Source organism: Coprococcus sp. RTP21204st1_G4_RTP21204_210225 (assembly GCF_040915385.1).
Lineage (GTDB): Bacteria > Bacillota > Clostridia > Lachnospirales > Lachnospiraceae > Allocoprococcus > Allocoprococcus comes.
In genome coordinates this window covers 1-4075 of sequence record NZ_JBCPDP010000043.1, presented here as the reverse complement: position 1 = coordinate 4075, position 4075 = coordinate 1, and the positions used below count along the sequence as shown (strand labels likewise).

The window sequence follows — 4075 nt, the reverse complement described above, 5'->3', positions numbered from 1 at the left end:
CAAATCCATGATGCCAAAAACTTTTAGGTAAATATATAAATAGCTCTTACAGCATATTACGTTAAGAGCTATTTATCCCAAAAAGTCAGTTATATTTTACTTAATTTCCCGAAAGACTTAGCCAAAGACGAACTGTTCTTTTAGCCTTATTCTGTTCTCCTTCTAGAATCTTTGCATCACCTTTCTTATAGCTTATTTTTAATTGAGAATCAGTCTGTATAGCATCATATAGAGGAAGCAAAAAGAAATTATCTTCATCTAAAAGTTTTTCCATTATTAACGGAATAATATTTTTACCCATCGCTTGCATTTCTTTAAACTGTGGTAATGTTGTATAAGCGAGAGTACTTGAACTATATTTAGTTTGTGGATTTATTGAAATTTCTTCGTTCCATGAATTAAACAAATCGTTAAACTTAGTCTTTACCTCACAATTAATATTTGCAGCTTTATCAATGACAGCTTGTTTTTCTGCATCAGAAAGTTCAATATCTTCTTGTGCTATCTGTTTTGCAAGTTCCTTTATCTCCGACATATCAGTCTTTGTTCTACTCTCGATAAAAGATACCAAAATTCTACCATACAAAGTGCCAGATAGCTCACTCCTTTTATGGGTAATACGCAAATAACGCCCAAGTTTTGACTCCCAAGTACCGCTACTATATACAACACTTCCATGAGTCATATCTATACTACTTGTTCCCCAACCATCAACAGTAGCATTGCTACCTTCTGTACTAGTCTGTTCATAATTACAAGACGAACCATATAAAGTTTTAGCATTTTTATACTGTTCTATAAAATCATTGTAAAAAGATTCTGGGTCAATCCATTTGTTAGTTATCCCCATAGAATAAGCAATACAATTATATGTACCTGTTGCTTCTCCTGTTACAGAAATATTATTTACATCTAAATTTGGGAAATCCTTTTTAAGATTATCCTTTTCCGCTTGTGTAGGAACCCTTCTCATAGAAGCAGCTCTAGTAGTAAGTTCGTTTGGATTGGCATTATCCTCCACAGAACCAATCTCTTCGTTTTGCTGACAAGCAATAAGACTAAAAGAGAAACCTAATAAAATTAAAATTTGTTTTCTCATAAAGCGAAATTTTTAAGTTAGTAATTATTCAGCAAATGCATTTGCATATCGCAAATATACAATATGAATTGTATATAATATAAGAATTATACTGTTTTTTTCACTGTTAATGCTTAAAAACATGATATATTTGCTATTTTTGCAATATACAATCTAAATTATACTAATATGGAAAAAACTTATCATTCATTAAAAGACTTTGAACTATCCTATGGGAAAAATGCTATTGAGAGAGCAAATGATTTCCAGCAGTACATTGAGCAACTAAATGATTTCGGATGTAAAAGCTATTGGATAACTTCACATACAGGTATCGGTTCAACAATGGCAATTGAAGGCTTCAACGAACCTGTTATTGCATTTATTTCTAATGATTATTTAGGTATGTCACAAAGAGAAGAAACTAAACAAGCAGGTATAGATGCTATAAAAAAATATGGAACAGGTGCTTGCGCTGCACAAGTAATAGGTGGTTATCTCGACATACACCAACAGCTAGAGAAAGAAATAGCTTCTTTTGTAGGACAAGAAGAAGCTATTTTATTTTCTTCCGGATTTGGAGCAAATGCCGGAATACTAAGAGCCTTATTGGGTCAAAATGATATTGCATTGATAGACCCTTATATCCACACAAGCGCAATGGCTGGACTAAAAGGAACAAATATAAAACGAATTGGGCATAACGACCTAGAATATTTGGAGAAGGTACTAAAAGAAGTCAAAGGGCAATATCAAACTAAACTTGTAATAATAGATGGTGTATATTCCCAAGATGGGGATTTGTCTTTACTCCCGGAAATTATTACTCTTTGCAAGACTTATGAAGCCATGCTGATGTTAGATGATGCACATGGAATAGGAGTAATGGGAGCCAATGGCAGAGGAACAGCTGAACATTATAACTGTTTAGGTCAAATTGATATTATTACTGGCACATTCAGCAAGTCATTTGGTTGCGTAGGGGGATTTGCAGCAGCTTCAAAGAAGATAATACAATACTTGAAATTTTATGCGGACAGTAATGTGTTTTCAGCAGCCCCTACCCCACAAGTCACAGCATCCATATTAAAAGCTTTAGAGATTATAAAAAAAGAGCCACAAATAAGAACCAAACTTTGGGAAAATACAAATTATCTTAGAAAACGGTTGAAAGAAGAAGGCTTCGACATAGGAAAATCTGTTTCCCCTATTTTTCCTATTATGATAAGAGATAATAAAAAGGTTTACGAAATTGCTAAAATGTTGCAAGAAAAAGGTATCTTTACAATTGGAATTGTATATCCAGCTGTAAGAACCAAAGAAGCAAGATTAAGGGTCAGCGTTCTTGCCACGCATAAACGTGAACAATTAGAATCTTTAGTCAATACTCTTAATGATATAAATAAGAACATAAAAATAAAATAATAATGAAAGAAAGGAGAAAGAGAAGAAGTACCAAAGACATAGAGGAAAGCATTATTAATGCGGCAACCCGTTTTATTGAAACTGAAGGATTTTCTAATCTAACAGTTACAAGTATTATGCGACAAGCTGAAATTGAGCCTGTACAATTCTATAACAGATATGATGATTTGAATAAGTTCATTGACGAGTATGTAAAAAAATACGACTATTGGTTTAGCGATATTGTAAAATCACAAAAACAATATAGTAACGATAAAGCACTATATATGAACATTCTTGTAGGCTTATTTCAATCTTTATCAGAGAATAAAATCATGCAAGAACTTCTAAAATGGGAACTAGCTAATAACAATGAAACTAGTCAACGTACCTCTCAACTACGGGAATTGCATACGTTACCTCTATGCCAAAAATTCTCAAACATATTCTCCAATACAGATATTGATATTGTGACTATATCTGCACTAATAATAGGGGGAATATATTATCTTATTTTGCATGATAAACTTTCAACTTTCAGTGGAATAGACTTAAAAAAAGAATCTGACAAACAAAAAGTTATTAAGGCTATAAGCAAATTGTCAGACATTTTATTTACGTTTATACCTTCTTCTATTACTAAAGAAAATATTGATATTATAATAAAAATGAGAGAAGATAATATTCCTGTAGAAAAAATAGCATATTATACAGGAATCCCTAAAGAAATTATTGTTTCTATCTAAAATATCCGTCCAATGAGGAAAAGCCCATTGGACGGGTCTAGCCTAACCTAAAATCTTTTGTTTCACAAAACGACCCTTTTTCTGTACTAAAGAAAACGGTTCTTTTTTTGCTTAATCAAAGAACTTATGTCATTACGGTGTTTAGTTAACCAATCTTCCAAAATAAACGAAACTAAAGATGAAATAGGTATTTTGGCTTTAGCTTTGAGCAAGCCAAACACCTCTTTTACATCTGTATCAACATATAGAACTTCCTTGCAATTATAATTTTTTCCTTTAATGTACTCTAATAAGTCCGTCAAATCCATATCACTAGAGCCATTAAAATTAAAAACTTCCGAAGAAGTTGTTTCCATTTCTACATGAGGTGGTTCTTTCTCCTCTTCAACTTCACATTTAGCTTCTTGAATAGGAGTTTCATTTATACTACTCCCATGCGATTCTTCACCTCTTATCATTTTAGCTATTTCCAGAACACTAGAAATGCCTTCATTTTGCTTTTTCCTTAATTTATCAGCCATGCGCAAATATATACAATAAATGAATAATTTTATAACAAATATCTATAAAATGAATATTTTATTTTATTGCTCCTTCTTGAATGATATAATCATAAGCATTCTTCACCTTATCAATACACTCATTACTAATTGCTAATGTATTTATACGTTCCATCGCAACAGAAGCTGGTATTTCATCTGTAACAAAACCAACTTGCTTAAGAATATCAACTACCTGTTCTTTCGTCTCATATCTTACCGCAGTTCTCATATTGTTAGGCAAAAAGAATATTTTAGCTTTTACATTTAAATACTGTAACACTTGGATAAAAAAGCCTGTACTATCC

General features: G+C 32.0%; 5 protein-coding genes. 2 read left to right on the top strand and 3 right to left on the bottom strand.

Annotation, left to right across the window (positions count from 1 at the left end; translation table 11 throughout):
• Positions 1-100: 100 nt before the first annotated feature.
• Positions 101-1099 (bottom strand): hypothetical protein, encoded by a 999-nt coding sequence (locus AB5213_RS16870; RefSeq protein ID WP_004295351.1) that lies wholly within the window; start codon positions 1097-1099, stop codon positions 101-103.
• A 168-nt stretch (positions 1100-1267) separates the two neighbouring features.
• On the opposite strand from AB5213_RS16870, the gene AB5213_RS16865 reads away from it, so the two are divergent.
• Positions 1268-2503 carry an aminotransferase class I/II-fold pyridoxal phosphate-dependent enzyme gene (locus tag AB5213_RS16865; RefSeq protein WP_005647364.1) on the top strand — a complete coding sequence of 412 codons (1236 nt, stop codon included), beginning with the start codon at positions 1268-1270 and terminating at the stop codon, positions 2501-2503.
• A gap of 2 nt (positions 2504-2505) precedes the next feature.
• Positions 2506-3228: a TetR/AcrR family transcriptional regulator gene (locus tag AB5213_RS16860; protein ID WP_346964511.1), complete on the top strand. Its 723-nt coding sequence runs from the start codon at positions 2506-2508 to the stop codon at positions 3226-3228.
• Between the two features lie 86 nt (positions 3229-3314).
• Here AB5213_RS16860 and AB5213_RS16855 read toward each other — a convergent pair whose 3' ends face one another.
• Both AB5213_RS16855 and AB5213_RS16850 read right to left on the bottom strand, forming a co-directional pair.
• Positions 3315-3749: a hypothetical protein gene (locus AB5213_RS16855; protein WP_005647368.1), complete on the bottom strand. Its 435-nt coding sequence runs from the start codon at positions 3747-3749 to the stop codon at positions 3315-3317.
• Positions 3750-3807: 58 nt separating this feature from the next.
• Positions 3808-4075, bottom strand: a 268-nt coding sequence (locus tag AB5213_RS16850; protein ID WP_368277005.1) for a hypothetical protein, incomplete at its 5' end; no start/stop codon positions are given.

What these genes read in the sequence shown, in the direction of transcription:
- AB5213_RS16860 (WP_346964511.1), top strand. Translation starts at nt 2,506, where the DNA reads ATGAAAGAAAGGAGAAAGAGAAGAAGTACCAAAGACATAGAGGAAAGC.
- AB5213_RS16870 (WP_004295351.1), bottom strand. Translation starts at nt 1,099, where the DNA reads ATGAGAAAACAAATTTTAATTTTATTAGGTTTCTCTTTTAGTCTTATT.
- AB5213_RS16855 (WP_005647368.1), bottom strand. Translation starts at nt 3,749, where the DNA reads ATGGCTGATAAATTAAGGAAAAAGCAAAATGAAGGCATTTCTAGTGTT.
- AB5213_RS16865 (WP_005647364.1), top strand. Translation starts at nt 1,268, where the DNA reads ATGGAAAAAACTTATCATTCATTAAAAGACTTTGAACTATCCTATGGG.